This window comes from Sphingobium sp. BYY-5 (assembly GCF_022758885.1).
In the GTDB taxonomy this organism is placed as follows: Bacteria; Pseudomonadota; Alphaproteobacteria; order Sphingomonadales; family Sphingomonadaceae; genus Sphingobium.
In genome coordinates, this window is the sequence record NZ_JALEBH010000002.1 from 1,162,411 (window position 1) to 1,175,863 (window position 13,453).

Annotated in this window: 12 protein-coding genes; all 12 read right to left on the reverse strand. The window is 67.2% G+C overall.

Annotated features, from left to right (window positions below; genetic code table 11):
- Positions 1-4: 4 nt before the first annotated feature.
- From guaD to MOK15_RS21265, 12 genes are read right to left on the reverse strand one after another with little or no spacing between them, the layout of a single operon-like run.
- Complete coding sequence (guaD, locus tag MOK15_RS21210) at positions 5-1,309, reverse strand: guanine deaminase (RefSeq protein WP_242933652.1); 1,305 nt, start codon at positions 1,307-1,309, stop codon at positions 5-7.
- The gene (gene xdhC / locus MOK15_RS21215; protein WP_242933653.1) at positions 1,306-2,226 is read right to left on the reverse strand and encodes a xanthine dehydrogenase accessory protein XdhC; all 921 of its coding nucleotides are present in this window, start codon (positions 2,224-2,226) and stop codon (positions 1,306-1,308) included. The genes guaD and xdhC overlap by 4 nt, the downstream gene beginning before the upstream one ends.
- Positions 2,223-4,532 carry a xanthine dehydrogenase molybdopterin binding subunit gene (xdhB, locus tag MOK15_RS21220; protein ID WP_242933654.1) on the reverse strand — a complete coding sequence of 770 codons (2,310 nt, stop codon included), beginning with the start codon at positions 4,530-4,532 and terminating at the stop codon, positions 2,223-2,225. Before xdhB ends, xdhC begins: the two co-directional genes overlap by 4 nt.
- Positions 4,525-5,982: a xanthine dehydrogenase small subunit gene (gene xdhA / locus MOK15_RS21225; protein WP_242933655.1), complete on the reverse strand. Its 1,458-nt coding sequence runs from the start codon at positions 5,980-5,982 to the stop codon at positions 4,525-4,527. The genes xdhB and xdhA overlap by 8 nt, the downstream gene beginning before the upstream one ends.
- Positions 5,954-6,286, reverse strand: coding sequence for a hydroxyisourate hydrolase (uraH, locus tag MOK15_RS21230; protein WP_347567250.1), 333 nt, complete (start codon positions 6,284-6,286; stop codon positions 5,954-5,956). The genes xdhA and uraH overlap by 29 nt, the downstream gene beginning before the upstream one ends.
- Positions 6,286-7,716, reverse strand: coding sequence for an FAD/NAD(P)-binding protein (locus tag MOK15_RS21235; RefSeq protein WP_242933657.1), 1,431 nt, complete (start codon positions 7,714-7,716; stop codon positions 6,286-6,288). Before MOK15_RS21235 ends, uraH begins: the two co-directional genes overlap by 1 nt.
- Positions 7,713-8,165 (reverse strand): 2-oxo-4-hydroxy-4-carboxy-5-ureidoimidazoline decarboxylase, encoded by a 453-nt coding sequence (gene uraD / locus MOK15_RS21240; RefSeq protein WP_242933658.1) that lies wholly within the window; start codon positions 8,163-8,165, stop codon positions 7,713-7,715. The genes MOK15_RS21235 and uraD overlap by 4 nt, the downstream gene beginning before the upstream one ends.
- Positions 8,162-8,542, reverse strand: coding sequence for an oxalurate catabolism protein HpxZ (gene hpxZ, locus MOK15_RS21245; RefSeq protein ID WP_242933659.1), 381 nt, complete (start codon positions 8,540-8,542; stop codon positions 8,162-8,164). The genes uraD and hpxZ overlap by 4 nt, the downstream gene beginning before the upstream one ends.
- The gene (gene puuE / locus MOK15_RS21250) at positions 8,539-9,414 is read right to left on the reverse strand and encodes an allantoinase PuuE (RefSeq protein WP_242933660.1); all 876 of its coding nucleotides are present in this window, start codon (positions 9,412-9,414) and stop codon (positions 8,539-8,541) included. The genes hpxZ and puuE overlap by 4 nt, the downstream gene beginning before the upstream one ends.
- Positions 9,411-10,646 (reverse strand): alanine--glyoxylate aminotransferase family protein, encoded by a 1,236-nt coding sequence (locus tag MOK15_RS21255; RefSeq protein WP_242933661.1) that lies wholly within the window; start codon positions 10,644-10,646, stop codon positions 9,411-9,413. The genes puuE and MOK15_RS21255 overlap by 4 nt, the downstream gene beginning before the upstream one ends.
- Entirely contained in the window at positions 10,630-11,874 is a 1,245-nt protein-coding gene (locus MOK15_RS21260) for an allantoate amidohydrolase (RefSeq protein WP_242933662.1), read from the reverse strand. Before MOK15_RS21260 ends, MOK15_RS21255 begins: the two co-directional genes overlap by 17 nt.
- Positions 11,868-13,451, reverse strand: a complete 1,584-nt coding sequence (locus tag MOK15_RS21265; RefSeq protein ID WP_242933805.1) for a gamma-glutamyltransferase — start codon at positions 13,449-13,451, stop codon at positions 11,868-11,870. Before MOK15_RS21265 ends, MOK15_RS21260 begins: the two co-directional genes overlap by 7 nt.
- Positions 13,452-13,453: the final 2 nt, after the last annotated feature.

The window sequence follows — 13,453 nt, forward strand, 5'->3', positions numbered from 1 at the left end:
AAAATCAGGATGCCGCACGAACGCTTCCCGCCCTTTCCCAGGCGCAATCGCCCATGATGTAGGTGCGGGCGACGGCGCGGTCGTCACCCAATATCTGGAGCGCGAACAGCCGGTCGGCGAGCGGGGCGTTGCGGGTCCGGCGCGCAAGCAAGGGTGTCGATTCGCTGTCCAGCACGACGAAATCGGCCTCCTGTCCCGGTTCCAGGCCGCCGACCCGATCGGCGATGTGGAGCAGCGCGGCGCTGCCAGCGGTAGCCAGATATAGGGCACGGAACGGATCGAGCGGATAATGGCGCGACAGGGCCGCCTGATACGCCAGACCCGCCGTGTGGAGCAGAGAGAAAGACGTGCCCGCGCCAACGTCGGTGCCAATGCCAATGCGGACGCCATGCGCGTCCGCCTGTCCGAAGTCGAAGAAGCCCGATCCCAGGAACAGGTTGGAACTGGGGCAGGTCGCGATCCCCGCACCGCTTTCGGCCAGCCGGGCGCAAGCGCGGTCAGGCAGATGGACGCCATGGGCGAAGACCGAGCGGTCGCCGACCAGCCCGAATCGGTCATAGGCGTCGAGATAGTCCAGTGCCTGCGGGAAGCGACCGGCCACGGCGGCGCATTCGCGCAGATTTTCGGCCAGATGGGTATGCAGCAGCACGTCGGGATGGTCGGCGAGCAGCGCCCCGGCGACATGAAGCTGCGCATCCGACGATGTCAGCGCGAAGCGCGGCGTCACCGCATAGCCCAGCCGCCCGCGTCCGCGCCACCGGCGGATCAGGGTCTCGCTCTCGTCGCGGCTGGAATCGATCGTATCGGCCAGTCCTTCCGGGCCAAGGTCCATCAATACCTTGCCCGACAATAATCGCATCTTCCGGTCGAGCGCAGCATCGAACAGCGCATCGACCGAATGGGCATGGACGGTCGGAAACACCAGGGCGCTGGTGGTGCCGTTGCGCAGCAGTTCGTCGAGGAAGACGGCCGCCGTCCGCTGGGCATGGGCGCGATCGGCAAAGGCCTTTTCGGCCGGGAAGATATGGCGGTCGAGCCAGTCGAGCAACTGTTCGCCATGGGAGGCGATATGGTCCATCTGCGCATAATGGACATGGGCGTCGATGAAGCCGGGGACGATCAGGCCCGGCAGAGGCTCGATCGCGAGGCCTGGCCAGCGGTCGGCCAGCGTCGCATGATCGCCCCGCGCGACGATGATGCCGTCTTCCACGACCAGCAGCCCGTCCGGCTCGTGCCGGATCGCGTCGGGGTGACGATGCGGATCGCGTGATACCGACAGGAGTTCGCCGCGAAATCCCCGGATCGTCATGCGATCCTCAATTGCAGCAATTGGGCCAGCACGGCGATGGCGATGACGTCGGGTTCCTTGCCGGTGACGCCGGCAACCCCGATCGGCGATGTCAGCCGACTGCGGCTTGGCGCATCGATACCGTCGCGCTCCAGCCGCGCGTGGAATCGCGCGCGCTTGGTGGCGGAACCGATCAGGCCGATGAAGGCGCAGGGCGGGCGGCGGAGGGCGGCGTGGGTCAATCGATAGTCCAATCCATGGTCGTGGGTCAGGATCAGGATGGCGGCGTCGTCCGGCGCGTCGGCGACGCATTGTTCGATCGCGGCTTCGGGCACGACAGCGACGCCCTCGATCGTCTCGAACACCGGGCGGGTGTCGAACCAGGACAGGCGGAAGGGCAGATTGGCGGCATGGCGCGCGATCGCCTGTCCCACATGGCCTGCGCCGAACAGATAGAGCGGCCTGCGATGCTGGCCGATGATCTCGGCCAGGCTGTCGCCCGCGCGGGGACGGTCGCCGCGCGCGGACAGGCCGGACGGCATGGCATGGTCGTTGACGTGGCGCGCCACCCGATCGGTCATGAAGGTCGATACCAGGATGCGCTCCTCCGTCGCGTCCGCGATCCAGCCAAGGTCGGCCGGATCGACATGTTCGACCAGCAGCCTCACCCGCCCGCCGCAGCACTGGCCCAGCAGCGGACCGAGCGGATAGTCCTGTACGCGCCAGCTTCCCGGCGGGTGCGCCAATATCGTGCGCGCCTGCTCCACCGCGCGAAATTCGAGCTGGCCGCCGCCAATCGTGCCTTGGAGTGCATCGGCCGTGACCAGCATACGGGTGCCCGCACCGCGCGGCGCGGAGCCTTCGCTCGCCACGATGCTGACCAGTGCGCTCGGTTCCTTGCCCGCGACATCGCGCAGCCAGCCCAGCCATTCGGTCATCGGGCACGATGCTCCGTCACCGCGCGCAGGATGCGTTCGGGCGTGGCGGGCGCATCAAGGCGAGGGAGCGCGCGGACATCGGGCGCCACCGCCGCCACGGCGCGGGTCAGGGCCGAGAAGACCGAGATGGCGAGCATGAAGGGCGGTTCGCCGACGGCCTTGGATCGGTTGATGGTGGGTTCCACATTCTGGCCGTCCCACAAGGTGATCGTCATATGGGACGGCCGATCCGACGCGGTCGGGATCTTGTAGGTCGCAGGCGAATGGGTGAGGAGGCGGCCCCGATCGTCGAAGATCAGCTCCTCCGTGGTCAGCCACCCCTGTCCCTGGATGAAGCCGCCCTCAATCTGGCCGATGTCTATCACCGGATTGAGCGAGCGACCGACATCGTGGAGGATATCAACGGCCAGCACCTTATGCTCGCCGGTCAGCGTGTCGATCGCCACTTCCGACACCGCCGCGCCATAGGCGAAATAATAGAAGGGGCGGCCCTGATGCGCGGCCCGGTCATAGGCGATGCCCGGTGTGGCATAATAGCCGGTGGCGGCGAGCGAGATGCGGCCGACATGCGCTTTGCGGCAGAGCTGGGCGAAGGACAGGAGCTCGGCCCCGGCGAGGATACCTTCGGGCGTGAAATGCACGTCGCTGTCGCTGCAGCCGAAGGTCCGGGCGAGGAAGCCGGTCAGGCGATCGCGTATCGTCATCGCCGCGTTGTAGGCAGCCATGCCGTTGAGGTCCGCACCCGAGGAGGCGGCGGTGGCCGACGTGTTGGGCACCTTGTCGGTGCGGGTCGCGGTGATCCGCACCCGATCGATTGGCACGGCGAAGACGTCGGCGACCACTTGCGCGACCTTGATATAGAGGCCCTGGCCCATCTCCGTGCCGCCATGGTTGATCTGGATCGAGCCGTCGGCATAGACCAGTACCAGCGCGCCCGCTTGGTTGAGATGGGTGGTGGTGAAGCTGATCCCGAACTTGACCGGGGTGAGGGCGATCCCCTTCTTGATGACCGGACTGGCCGTGTTGAAGGCGGCGATCGCGGCGCTGCGGGCCTCATAGCGGGCGTCTGTGCGCAGCCGGGCGATGATCTGCGGTGCGATATTGTCGGTTATCGTCATGCCATAGGGCGTCACGTCGCGGCCTGGGCCGTAGAGATTGATGCGCCGGACCTCCAGCGGATCATGCCCCAGATGCGCGGCAACTTCATCCATGATCCGCTCGATCGCCAGCATCCCCTGCGGCCCGCCAAAGCCTCGAAAGGCGGTGTCGGACACGGTGTTGGTCTTGAGCCGTTCCGAGACGATCTCGACATCGGGCAGCCAGTAGCAATTGTCGGCATGGAACATCGCCCGGTCGTTGATCGCCGGGGACAGATCGACCGTGGCGCCGCAGCGTGAGGCGAGGCGCAAGCGCAGCGCCAGCACGTGGCCTTCATCATCGAAGCCAACGTCATAGCCGATGCGGAAGGCATGGCGCTTCCCGGTCATCACCATGTCGTCGTCGCGGTCGCAGCGGAACTTGGTCGGGCGGCCGGTCCTGTCCGCCACCAGCGCCGCCGCCGCCGCGAATAGCGCGGCCTGCGTCTCCTTGCCCCCGAAAGCACCACCCATGCGCCGCACCTCCACCGTCACGTCGGCGGAGCTGCGGTGGAGCATGTGGGCGACCAGATGCTGGACCTCGCTGGGATGCTGGGTGGAACTCAGGATATGGATCTGGCCGTCCTCGCCGGGGGTGGCGACCGCGACCTGCCCCTCCAGGTAGAAATGATCCTGCCCGCCCATGTCGAAGCCGCCGGCCAGGCAATGGGGCGCCGTCGCCAGCGCGGCATTGGCGTCACCGCGCGCCATGCGCTGGGTCGGTTCGATCAGCGATCCCGCCGCCCGCGCCGCCTCGATCGTCAGGCTGGCGGGCAGCGGCTCATAGTCGATGCGGCCAAGGCGCGCGGCCTTGCGCGCAGCGCGCTGACTGGTGGCGGCGACCAGAAAGACCGCCTGCCCGACGCACAGGACTTCGCCGTCGGCCAGCAGCCGGTCGTCGCCTGCGACCGGGCTGACGTCATTGGCGCCGGTTATGTCGGCGGCGGTGAAGACATGCACTACACCCTCGGCGGCGCGGACGGCGGACAGGTCCATGGCCAGGATGCGAGCATGGGCATGGGCGCTCTGGCCGAAGGCGAGATGCAGCATGTCCGCCGGTTCCGGCCCGTCGTCAGCGTAGCGGGCGGCGCCGGTGACATGCAGATGGGCGCTGTCGTGCGGGTGCGACGGCTTGGACAGCACGTCCCATGCGGGATCGCGCTCAGCCATGGACGGCGTCCAGGTCGAGCACCGATACGGTCTGCCCCTGGGCTTTGTGCCACAGGCGCAGCAGCAGGTTTGCGGCGGCGTCGAGCCGGTAGGTGGCGGTGCCGCGTACGTCGCTGAGCGGGGCGTAGTCCGTGCGCAGGGCGCTGGCGGCCTGTTCCATGGTGGCCAGCGTGAAGGGCTGTCCGACCAGCGCGGCTTCGCACAGGCGCGCGCGGCGCGGCGTGGCCGCCATGCCGCCGAAGGCGATGCGCGCGGCGCTGACGTTCCCATCACGCACAGTCAGATGAAAGGCGCCGCAGACCGCCGAGATGTCACTGTCGAAACGGCGCGACAATTTGGCGATATGGATGACGGCATCGGGACCGGGCCGGGGAATCCAGAGGCTTTCGACAAATTCCCAGGGGCGACGGTCCTGCTTGCCATAGTCGAGGAAATACTCCTCCAGCTTCATCGTCCGCCGACCGTCCCGGCTGCGCAATGTCAGTTCGGCGTCCAAGGCGATGAACGCAGGCGGCCCGTCGCCGATCGGCGATCCGTTGGCGATATTGCCGCCGATCGTCCCGGCGTTGCGGACCTGCAATCCGCCGATCCGCCGGGTCAGTTCGCCAAGATCGGGATGGAGGCGCGCCAAGGCCGCATGGGCATCGGCATAGCGCACGCCAGCCCCCAGTCGGACGCCGGCCGGGCTTTCTTCTATCCCCTGCAATTCGGCGATGTCGCCCAGGAAGATCAGCGTGTCGATGGTGCGCAGCCCCTTCGTCACCCACAGCCCGACATCGGTGGCGCCGGCGACCATGCATGCATCTGGATGGTCGGTGAGGAGGTCGGCCAGCGCGGCGCAACTGCGCGGTGCAAACCAGCGGCGATCGCCATGCTGGCCGGACACGGTGCGGGCGTCCGCGAGCGCTTTCAGCGCTATGACGGTCCTGCTGTCATCCCGCTGCAGCGGCCCGGTCGCGTCCGCCGCCGCAAGGATCGGGCCGTAACCGGTGCAACGGCAGAGATTGCCCGCCAATATATCGGCGACCGGCAGGTCGTGGCCGCTGGCGCCGACACTGCGGCCATAGAGCGACATGACGAAACCGGGCGTGCAGAAGCCGCATTGCGAACTGCCATTGCCGGCCATGCAGGCCTGGAGCGGATTGAGCGCGCCGCCGGGCGCCAGGCTTTCCACCGTCAGCAGCGCCCTGCCGTCCAGCATCGGCAGGAAGAGGATGCAGGCATTGACCGCGCGCCATGCGATCGCGTCGCCGTCCAGATCGCCCAGCAGCACGGTGCAGGCGCCGCAGTCACCCTCGGCGCAGCCTTCCTTGGTGCCGGTGCGACCCATGGCGTAGCGCAGATGGTCGAGCAGGGTGGCGGTGGGATCAACGTCGGCGATCTCGACCGTTTCACCGTCGAGGAGGAAGCGCACGCTCATCTCAACTGCCCCGGTAGGTCGAATAGCCATAGGGCGAGACGAGCAACGGCACATGATAATGGGCATCCGCGTCGGCAATGCCGAAGTCGAGGACGACGATGTCGAGGAAAGGCGGGTCGGGCAGGTCGACGCCCTGCGCGCGAAAATAGGCCGCGACGGCAAATTCCAGCCTATAGCGGCCGGGTTCTACCGGGGGCAGGCCGGGGCATCGGCCGTCCGCATCGGTGACGGTGACGAACAATATGGTCCCGTCGTCGTCGATCAGGCGCAGCGCGACGGCTGCGGCGGGGCTGCCATGGCTGGTGTCGAGGACATGGGTGGAAAGACTGGCCATCATGCCGCCTCCTCTGTGGATTTTGGCCATTCGCCGACAAACTCCGCCTCGTCATAGGCGATCAGGTCGGCGACCAGTGCGGTCCGATCATCCAGGAAAAGCTGGTCGGTGATGCCCTTCACCAATCGCGGCAGCGCGGTCCGCAGGCCCGACAGGGCGGAGGCGGACAGGCCCAGGCTGATGAGCGCGGAATAGTTGAAGGCGAACAGGCCGTGCAGCGCGGCGGCGGCGCTGCTCGTGCGGGGCAGCAGCTCGAAGCCCGGTCCGAGATAGGGATGCGCGTCGATCAGCGCGTTGGCGCTGCCCGGCGGCGGCGCGAAGCGATCGGCCCAGCGGGCGATGCCGTCGGCGACGAGGGCAAGTTCCGGGCGCAGGCCGGGATCGCTGACGAGGCCGGTGGACAGGATAACGAAGTCGAAATCATGACGGCCCTGTGGCGTCGTCACCCGGACCCGATTCTCCGTCTGCTCGACCGCCAGCCAGGGCGCGCCCAGATGCAGGGCAAAGCCTGGCCATGCGGCGGCGCGGTCGAACGTATCGTTGGTCGGCGGCTGATTGTGCCCCAGGAAGGACGCCATGACCGCATATTTGTCGGCATCGTCCAGCGCGGGATAGCGGCCGGTGAAACCGACCCGCTCCATGAAGCGGATCGGGTTGATCCGCGGCAGGATGGGTCGGCGGATGAAGACATGGGCCGCCTCGACGCCCAGCGCCAGTGCTGCATTGGCATTGTCGAAGGCCGATGCCCCGCCGCCCAATATGCCGATCCGCCTGCCCGCCAGCGCGGCATAGTCGATCGGCGCGCTGGTATGGGCGTAGAGGGCAGGGGACAGCGCATCGCGGATCATCGCGGGCGTATGCCATTCGCCGCCACCATGGATGCCGGTCGCCAGCACGACCTTGCGCGTCAGCAGCGGTGGCTGGCTGTCGAGATGCAGGCGATGGATGCCATCCCCCAGCGGCTCGATCAGCGTCAGTCGGGTGTCGTTGCGCACCGGTAGCGCCAGCACGCGGCGATACCAGCGCAGATAATCCATCCAGTCGCCGCGCGCGATCTTGTCGACCGCCTCCCAGCCCGCCGCGCCATGCTGCGCTTCCCACCAGGAGCGATAGGTGAGGGCGGGGATACCGAAATCGATCGGGGTGAGATCCTTGGGCGTGCGCAGGGTAATCATCCGCGCATAGGTTTCCCAGGGGCCTTCATAGCCTTGGGTATTTTCGTCGATGACGAGGATGTTGGATACCCGTTCGCGCAGCAGGCCGAAGGCGGCGGCAAGCCCGCTCTGCCCACCGCCGACGATCACGACGTCATGGACATGGCCCTGCGGATGCGCGCGCGGCCGGGTCCAGTCGGTGCCGCCATGTCCGATCAGGACGAGCTGCCTTGCGAGGTCCGCTTCCAGCGCGGGCAGGCCGATGGTCGCGCTCATGCGACGTCCTTCAGGCGCAGGCGGACGATCTCGCCGATCTGGGCGAGCGCGGTTGCGATCTCTTCGTCGCGACCATGGTCGAGACGGCTTTCCATGGCCGCCAATATACCCGCCTTGTCGGTCAGCCGCACGCAGATGATGAAGGGAAAGTCGAAGCGCGCGCGATAGGCGGCGTTGAGCGCGTGGAAGCGCGCATATTCGTCCGGGGTCAGGCGATCCAGCCCGGCGGAGGCCTGCTCGGCGGCAGACGCCTCGGTCAGCGTCCGGTCGATCGTCGCCTTGCCCGCCAGTTCTGGGTGGGCGCGGATGAGCGCCAGTTGCTCCTCCGGCGTCGCATCATGGACAACCGCCATCAGATCGGCATGGCGGTCGCCCGATGATGGCCGTGCGTCGGCGCGCGCCTCCACCCAAGGGCTATGTTCGAACAGCGCATATTTGGGGCGATTCAATGCGTGTTCCCCTCCAGGCTGACATGGGCGGAGACGACCTTCCAGCCATCAGGAAACTTGACCCAGCTCTGGGTCTGGCGGCCGCGGCGGTCGCTATTCTCGCGGAAGAATTCAGCGTCGGCGGTGGCGAATGAATCTCCGTAGACGGTGATGGCGACCTTCCCCAGCTTGCGCTGGGGCGATCCGCCGCGTCCTTTGCGAAATTCGCGGATTGCCTCGATGCCATAGAGGACTTCGCCCACGCCATAGCGGTTGGTGGTCGGCGCGTCATGGAACAGCGCGTCCATCGCGGGCACGTCGTCCGCCATCAGCGCGCGCTCATATTCGGCGAAGGCGGCGGTGACTTCGGCGAGCAGGATCGGATCGTCAATTGTCATGCGGGGTGGACCTCCATCCAGTGGCGGGCAATGTCGATGCGGCGGGCGACCCAGGCGTCGCCGCTGTCGATCACATGATCGAGGAAGCGGGCGAGCGCGGCGGCACGGCCGGGCCGCCCGGCGATGCGGCCGTGCAGGCCGACCGACATCATCCGGCCACCCTCGGCGCGAAGCTGGTCGAACGTGTCGCGCAGATAGCGGAAGAACTGCTCGCCCTCGGTAAAGCCATTGAGCGCCACGAACTTCATGTCGTTGGCGTCGAGCGTATAGGGGACGATCAGCTGGCCCTGCGCATAATAAGGCAGGTCGTCGGCATAGCTGTCGGCGTCATAGATAAAGCCGCCCTCCTCGCGGATCAGTCGCGCGGTGTTGGGTGACGTGCGGCCCTGATACCAGCCCAATGGCCGGCTGCCGGTCAGTCGCTCATGCAGGTCGATGGCCTGTGCGATATGCGCGCGCTCCACATCTTCGGACACATATTGATAGTCGATCCATTGGAGGCCATGGCTGGCGATTTCCCAGTCCGCCGCCAGCATGGCTTCGACTGCGGCCGGGTTCATCGCCAGCGCGTTTGCGACGCCGAATATCGTCACCGGCAGGCCGCGCTGCGTGAACAGCCGATGCAGCCGCCAGAAGCCGGCGCGGCTGCCATATTCGTAGAGACTCTCCATCGCCATCGCGCGGGCAGGATGGCTGGTGGCGCCGACCATTTCCGACAGAAAGGCCTCCGACCCCTTGTCGCCGTTGAGGACGCTGTTTTCCGCGCCTTCCTCATAATTGACGACGAACTGGACGGTGATGCGCGCGCCATCGGGCCAGCGCGGGTCGGGCGGGGTCGGGCCATAGCCGATGAGGTCGCGGGGGAGGATCATGCGTCCCACGCCTCCAGCGCCGCGCCGACCGCTGCGCCGGGGGGCAGGTGGAACCCCTCGCGCATCAGACAGGCTTCCAGTGCACCCAGCGTTATCAGCACCTTATGCTTCATCGCATTATAGCCCATGGCGCCGATGCGCCAGATGCGCCCCTGGAGCGGGCCGAAGGCGGTGCCGATCTCGATCTCGAAATGGTCGCGCATCGCGGCGCGGACCCGGTCATTATCGACGCCATCGGGGATGAACACGCCGGTCACATTGGTCATGCGATGGGCGTCGTCGCCGAAGATCGTCAGGCCCATGGCGCGCAGGCCCGCGCTCATCGCCCGGCCGGCTGCGGCATGGCGGGCATAGCGCTGCTCCAGCCCCTCGCCCAGCATCACCCGCGCACATTCCCGCGCGGCATAGAGCATCGAGGTCGCTTCGGTATGGTGGTTCAGACGCTTATCCGACCAGTAATCCATCACCATGGCAAGGTCGAAATAGTTGGAGCCGATGCGTGGTCCCGCGCCATCGACGCTGTCGGTGCTGCGGATGCCCGCTTCGGTGTGGCGGCGGGCGAAGATATGGTCGGCCGCAAGGTCCGAGATGGTGATCGGCGCGGAGCCGGAGGGGCCGCCCAGGCATTTCTGTAAACCGCCCGTGACGACATCGACGCCCCAGCGATCGGTGGCGATTTCCATGCCGCCGATAGTCGCGGTGGTGTCGACATAGCTGAGCGCGCCCGCCGCGCGGCACAGGGCGCCAAGGCCCTCCAGCGGCTGGGCCATGGTGGTCGAGGTATCGCCATGGACGCAGGCGACAACCCTGGGCGCGGTGCGCGCAAGGGCGGCGGCGATCGCCTCCATCGGCACGACCTCACCCCAGGGCGCATCGACGGTTTCGATGACCGCGCCGATGCGGGTCAGGATTTCGCGCAGCAGCAGGCCGAAACGGCCGAAATTGACCACCAACACCCTGTCGCCGGGCGCGACCAGCGATACTAAGGCGGCCTCTATCCCCGCGCGCGCGGTGCCGTCGATCAGCATGGTCCACTGGTTGTACGTCCCGAAGATCGGGCGATAGAGCGCCATGACCTGATTCATATAGTCGGTCATTTCGGGATCGAACTGGCCCAGCAGATCGGCCGACATGGCACGCAACACACGGGGATGGGCATTGACCGGCCCCGGTCCCATCAACAGCCGCTGTGGCGGGTCGATTTCGCCGAACAGGTCAGAGGGCAGGGTCATCGGCCAACATCCTTACAAATTGCAGCATCACCCGCAGCGCGGCATCGGCGTCGTCCGGCGCGACATGCTCGGCCGGGTTGTGGCTTATCCCGCCCCGGCAGCGGATGAACAGCATGGCGGTCGGGCACAGGGCCGCCATCACCATCGCATCATGTCCTGCGCCCGACACCAGCCGCCGCGGCGGCTGGCCCTCCGCCACGATAGCCGCGTCTAGCAGATCCATCAGGCGCGGATCGCAGGGACTGGCGGGCAGGTCGTGGACTTGCTCGGTCCATATCGATAGCGTCCGTCCGGCGGCGATCCGGGTGATCCGGTCGATGATCGCGTGCGCCGCCCGATCGCGCCGCGCCGCATCGCCCGATCGTATGTCGATGGTGAAGGTCACATGGCCCGGAATGACATTGGCCGCACCTGGCGCCGCCTCGATCCGGCCCACGGTCGCCACAAGGTCGGACGTGTCATCGCGCGCGATCGTCTCGATGGCCAGCATCATCTCCGCTACACCGGCCAGCGCATCGCGCCGTAGCGGCATCGATGTCGTTCCGGCATGACCGGCCGTGCCGATGATTGTCACCGACAGGCGCAATTGCGCGGCGATGCCCGTCACGGTGCCCAGTGCCAGCCCCTCGGCCTCCAGCACCGGGCCTTGTTCAATATGTGCTTCGAGATAGGCGAGCGTCGCGCCAGGCACGCGGGCGGCGGACAGATAGTCGGTCAGGCTGACACCGGCCTGCGCCAGCGGTACGCCCTCGCCATCGACAATCTCTAGTGCTTCGGGTGCCAGCGTACCGGCGACGGCGCGGCTGGTCAGCATGGCGGCGGGGAAGCGCGATCCTTCCTCGTCCCCGAATGCGATCACCTCGATGGGAAAGGGCAGGCGTTCCCCTACGCGATGCAGCACATCAACCAGTTCGATGCCCAGCATGATCCCCAGCGGCCCGTCATAGCGGCCGGCATCACGCACGCTGTCGAGATGGCTGCCGATCAGCAGAGCGGGAGCGCCGGGCGCGTTGCCTTCATAGCGGCCGATGAGGTTGGCGGCGGCATCGCGGAGGACGATCATGCCCGCTTGCGCCATCCATCCGGCCAGCGCTTCCTGTGCGGCGGCATAAGCGGGCGTCAGATAGCCGCGATAGAGGCCGTCTTCCATGTCGCTATAGGGGGCGACGCCCAGCGCGTCGCAGCGTGCAACGGCTCTCGCGCCGCCGGGAGGGAAGCTGCTCACCATGACGCCACCTGCCCGTCGCTGCGCGGATCGGTCGCGCCGTCGAGACTGCCGTCGGGATGGCGGACGATCGCCCCGGCATGGCCCATCGTGGCCGTGCGCGGCTCCACCCGCTCGACATCATGACCGGCCGCCGCCAGTTCGGCGTAGAGTCCTTCTTCGAACCCATCCTCCAGCTTGAGCGTCGTGCTGTCCTCGCCCCAGGTCCGCCCCAGCAGCCAGCGCGGTGCGCTGATCGCCTGCTGGAGGTCAATGCCGAAACGGGCATAGCGGGTGAAGAGCGCGGCCTGGGTCTGTGGCTGGCCTTCGCCGCCCATCGTGCCATAGGCCATGACCCGCCCGTCATCGAAGCGGGCTAGGGCGGGGTTGAGCGTATGGAAGGGCTTGCGACCGGGTGCCAGCGCGTTCCAACCGTCCGCCGCCAAACGAAAACTGCTGCCGCGATTCTGCCAGGTGATGCCGGTCTGCGGCAGCACCACGCCCGATCCGAATTCGAAATAGGTCGACTGGATCGCGCTCACCATCCGCCCGTCGCGGTCTGCGGCGGCGAACCAGCAGGTATCGCCCTGCGCCGACGGGCGAGGCCAGGGCAGGGCGCGGGCCGGATCGATTGACGCCGCGATGTCATCCAGCGCGGCTGGATCGTCGAGCAGGCCCTGATAGTCGAAGTCGTGGAAAGCCGGATCGCCCACATGTTGGTCGCGCAGCAGGAAGGCCTGCTTGGTCGATTCGACCAGACCATGGACATGGTCGAAGCCATCCGCCTGCGCGGCGGCAAGACGATCGAACAGCGCCAGGATCATCAGCGACGCAAAGCCCTGGGTGGGCGGGGCGCTGTTATAGAGATCGATGCCGCCGATCCGTGCGTGCAGCGGGACCGGGCGGGTGGCCTGATGCGCGGCAAGATCGGCGCGGCCGACCGGGCTGCCTAGCATCGCCAGATCCTGCGCCACCTTGTCGGCCAGGGCGCCGGTGTAGAAATCGGCGATCCCATCGACGGCGATCGCCCGCAACGTGGCGGCCAAAGCAGGCTGGCGCAGCACAGCGCCTTCATGCAACGGAACGCCATCGGGTTCGAAGATCGCGCCATAGGCGCCCGGCTGGATGCGCAACTCGCTGCCCTTGGCGGCTGCGATGGCCGCACCGCCAGGAGTCACGGCCACGCCGGTTTCAGCATGGTGGATGGCGTCGCGCAGCAGCCGGGACAGCGACAAAGCCCCACCGCCACTCTCCAACATGGCCGCCCAGCCCGACAAGCTACCTGCCACCGTATTGGCCGCCAGGGGGCCGCGCGTCGGTACTGTGGCATGACCCGCATAGAGGCCAAGGTCGGCCCGCGCCGCCGCGCCGCCGCAGCCATGCACGCTATCGATCGTCCCATCTGGTTGTACGACCAGCCAGAAGCTGTCGCCGCCGATACCGGTCATATGGGGATAGACAACCGCCAGCGTGGCAGCGACGGCAACCGCTGCCTCCACCGCATTGCCGCCGTCTTTCAGCACGTCGCAACCCGCCTGCGCCGCCAGCCAATGGGGGGCGGTCACCATGCCGTTCGTGCCGCTGATGGTGGAAAGCGTCATCA

Bases quoted from the DNA above. Each gene is read 5' to 3' on its own strand.
- xdhA (WP_242933655.1), bottom strand. From the start codon at position 5,982: ATGGCTATTCGACCTACCGGGGCAGTTGAGATGAGCGTGCGCTTCCTC.
- puuE (WP_242933660.1), bottom strand. From the start codon at position 9,414: ATGATCCTCCCCCGCGACCTCATCGGCTATGGCCCGACCCCGCCCGAC.
- guaD (WP_242933652.1), bottom strand. From the start codon at position 1,309: ATGACGATCCGGGGATTTCGCGGCGAACTCCTGTCGGTATCACGCGAT.
- uraH (WP_347567250.1), bottom strand. From the start codon at position 6,286: ATGGCCAGTCTTTCCACCCATGTCCTCGACACCAGCCATGGCAGCCCC.
- MOK15_RS21255 (WP_242933661.1), bottom strand. From the start codon at position 10,646: ATGACCCTGCCCTCTGACCTGTTCGGCGAAATCGACCCGCCACAGCGG.
- MOK15_RS21235 (WP_242933657.1), bottom strand. From the start codon at position 7,716: ATGAGCGCGACCATCGGCCTGCCCGCGCTGGAAGCGGACCTCGCAAGG.
- MOK15_RS21265 (WP_242933805.1), bottom strand. From the start codon at position 13,451: ATGACGCTTTCCACCATCAGCGGCACGAACGGCATGGTGACCGCCCCC.
- MOK15_RS21260 (WP_242933662.1), bottom strand. From the start codon at position 11,874: ATGGTGAGCAGCTTCCCTCCCGGCGGCGCGAGAGCCGTTGCACGCTGC.
- xdhB (WP_242933654.1), bottom strand. From the start codon at position 4,532: ATGGCTGAGCGCGATCCCGCATGGGACGTGCTGTCCAAGCCGTCGCAC.
- xdhC (WP_242933653.1), bottom strand. From the start codon at position 2,226: ATGACCGAATGGCTGGGCTGGCTGCGCGATGTCGCGGGCAAGGAACCG.
- hpxZ (WP_242933659.1), bottom strand. From the start codon at position 8,542: ATGACAATTGACGATCCGATCCTGCTCGCCGAAGTCACCGCCGCCTTC.